3 protein-coding genes are annotated in these 3,178 nt (G+C 64.0%); all 3 read right to left on the bottom strand.

Going from position 1 to position 3,178, the window contains the following annotated elements; translation table 11 throughout:
- Positions 1-1,589, bottom strand: a 1,589-nt coding sequence (locus R3280_RS16380; RefSeq protein WP_318999679.1) for an Hpt domain-containing protein, incomplete at its 3' end; no start/stop codon positions are given.
- Between the two features lie 11 nt (positions 1,590-1,600).
- Positions 1,601-2,500 (bottom strand): protein-glutamate O-methyltransferase CheR, encoded by a 900-nt coding sequence (locus R3280_RS16385; protein WP_318999680.1) that lies wholly within the window; start codon positions 2,498-2,500, stop codon positions 1,601-1,603.
- Positions 2,501-2,526: 26 nt separating this feature from the next.
- On the bottom strand, positions 2,527-3,178 hold a 652-nt coding region (locus R3280_RS16390; RefSeq protein ID WP_318999681.1), incomplete at its 5' end, for a methyl-accepting chemotaxis protein.

Below are 3,178 nucleotides of genomic sequence, written 5' to 3' on the forward strand. Positions count from 1 at the left end.
CTGGTGACGGTGTCCGCCAGGGTATCCAGCTGCTGCCAGTCCGGAATGCGCTTGCCTTCCAGCAATACGTCCGTGACGTAGCGCTCCACCGCCGCCAGCATGTCGGCGACCCGGTCCAGCGGGATTAGCCGCAGACCGCCGCAGATGCTGTGCAGCAGGCCCGGTACATGTTCGATTTCCTGCTGGTTCCACTGGGAGGCAATGAAGTTGACCACCGCAGTCTTGACCTGCTCCAGGGTATTGCGGGATTCCCGCAGCAGGGCGGCGTTGGCCTCGCCCAGTTCCTGGGAACCCAGGTCGACGCCGGCTTTCTCGCGGCGCCGGTCGGAAGGCTTCTCTTTCTCCAGCCCGGCCAGTGTGGCCTCGATGTAGAGCAGGGCGCCGGCAATGTCCATCAGGGTGCCGTCATCCACCGGCTCGGCCTGGTCCTGCAGGCGCTCGACAGTCTCGATCTGCTCGGTGGCGACCTTTCGCGGAATGCCCAGCCCGAGCACCGCCAGGGTGTTGGCGACTTGCTGCAGACCCGGCAGCAGCTCCTCCAGCTCGCTGTTCTGGCGGAACTCCGCCCGTACGAACAGGTCGAGCTGATCCTTGAGCTTGGCCAGCTCCTCGTTGAGCGCGGTGACCACTGAGTGGATGGCTTCCCGGCCGGGGCCGGCAACACGATCCCGGGCCTCGTCCATGGCTTCTTCCGAGGGCAGGGCCTCGGCCAGACGGTAACGTTCACTGAGCTGGCGCACATAGGGCGTATCCAGCTCCCGGGCCCGGGCCACATAGTAAAGCAGGTGCTTGAGCAGGGCTTCCGGCACTGGCTGCTGCAGAATATCCACGTGCTCGTCGATCAGCCGGCGCAGCTCGGCGTCGAGCTGGCGCAGGATGGACTTGACCGCGGTGTTGATGGGGTTGTGACCGCTCTGGATGGTGTCGACAAAGCCACCGGCGGCACGCCAGAGCTCGGCCCGGGGGGTGCCGTGGCAGAGCTTGATCAGTCGCAGGATGACCTTGTGGAGGTAGTCGAAATGGGAATCCAGGTCGGTTTCCCGCACCACGCCGGCCAGGGCGAACTGGTACATCTGGCGCAGCTTGCGGATGTTGCCCAGTACCTTGGGATCCTGCAGGCGCTGTGATGCCTTGGCGGCGGCCGGTGCCCTGGCGGGGCTCAGGTCGGGTTTGAACAGGGAAGTGTCCGACAGCAGCGATTCGCCCCGGGCCGCCCGCAGATCGTTCAGCAGCGGCAAGAGCACCAGCGGGAAGTCGTCCTTGCTGCTGGCCAGGTGCTCCAGGTATTGCGGCAGCTGCAGGATGGCCTGCATCAGCACCTGGACGGCGTCGTCGACGCTGGCAACGGTGTCATTGAGCACCGCCTGGGTCAGTTTTTCCATTTCCTCGGTGAGCAGGGCGGCGCCATAGAGCTCGACCATCTGCAGGGTACCGTGGACCTGGTGGAGGTAGTTCAGGCAGAACCGCAGCCGCGCAGTATCCTCGCGGTTGTCCACGAAGGCCTCGAGCGCCTGCTGGCCCTGGGTCAGCGTGTCCTGTATCTCGCCCCGAACCCAGTCGAGGGCGATGCTGTCATGGTGATTGCCCATAACCACTCCGGTTACTCTTCGTCAGACTGGCGGCGAATCCACGCCAGTACATTTTCCGAGGGGACCCGTTGCAGGCCGGGAGGCTGCCAGTCGGTCAGCTCTCCCTGCCCCAGCACCAGGAGTCCCCCGGGTGCCAGTCTCTCCGCAAGCCGCTTCACGATTTCGCGCCGTCGCCAGCGACGAAAGTAAATAAGCAGGTTCTGGCAGAAGATGATGTTCATGCCGTGCATCGGCGCCTGTTTCAGGTCCAGCACATTGAGCCTGGTGAAGCAGACCCGCTGGCGGATGCTGTCGACAATTTCCACGGTATTCCGTTCTGCTGGCCGGAAATACCGGGCCTTGAGCTCGTCGTCCATGCCAATCAGCTTGCGGGCGTTGAACAGCCCGCGTTTGGCCTTGTCGATGGCCGGCTTGCTGATGTCCGACCCGGTCACCCCGAACAGGGGCGGCAGCTCCAGCTGGGTCATGCTCTCGTTCAGCAGCATGGCCAGGGTGTAGGGCTCCTCGCCGGTGGAACAGCCCACACTCCAGGCTTCCAGCGGCCGCCGCCGCAGGGCTTCCCGGGGCCGGGTCAGGATATAGTCCGACACCAGCCGGAAAGCGTCCGGGTCCCGAAGGAAGCGGGTTTCCTGCACCGTCAGCCGGTCCACCAGGATGGCCCACTCCACCACTGCCTCCGGCCCTGATACGACCTTCTCGTAATAGGCCTGATAGCTGCCACAGCCGATTTCCCGCATCCGGATACCCAGGTTGGTCTCCAGGAAGGATTTGCGTTCGGCGGTCAGGGTCATTCCGGTCCGGTGTTCCAGCAGTGTCCGCCACTGCTGGAACTGCGCCTCGTCCATTTCGGGGAGTCGGCGCAGGGACCAGATTCCGGAGCCGTCAGACAGGGTCGAGTGTGCCGCGGTCATAAGGTGTCAGGCGCCCGGTGCAGGCATCAGCTCACCACCGGGACGTCACTGTCTTCCTCTTCTTCGGCATCCTGGGTGTCGGCCTCTTCCTCAGGCAGCGTGAAGCCTGCCACCGAGGACCGGAGCTGAGACGCCATGTCGGCCAGGTTCCCGATGGACTTCGCGGTGGCGTTGGTACCGGACGAGGTCTGGGAGGTGATTTCCTGGATGACGTTCATGGTGTTGGAAATGTGGGCCGCCGACGATGCCTGCTGGCGTGCCGCGTTGGAGATGTTCTGGATCAGTTCCGCCAGGTTCATCGATACGTTCTCGATTTCCTCCAGCGCCACACCGGCGTCCTGGGCCAGGCGGGCACCACGGACCACCTCGGCGGTGGTGTGCTCCATGGAGATAACGGCTTCGTTGGTGTCCGACTGGATGGTCTTGACCAGTGCCTCGATCTGCTTGGTGGCGGCCGAGGAACGTTCCGCCAGGCGCTGGACCTCGTCCGCAACCACCGCGAAGCCCCGGCCCGCGTCACCGGCCATGGAGGCCTGGATGGCGGCGTTCAAAGCGAGGATGTTGGTTTGGTCGGCGATGTCGTTGATCAACGATACAATATCACCGATTTCCTGGGAGGATTCACCCAGCCGCTTGATCCGTTTCGAGGTTTCCTGAATCTGCTCCCGGATGGTATCC

The sequence above is a fragment of the Marinobacter sp. genome, from assembly GCF_033722195.1.
Lineage (GTDB): Bacteria > Pseudomonadota > Gammaproteobacteria > Pseudomonadales > Oleiphilaceae > Marinobacter.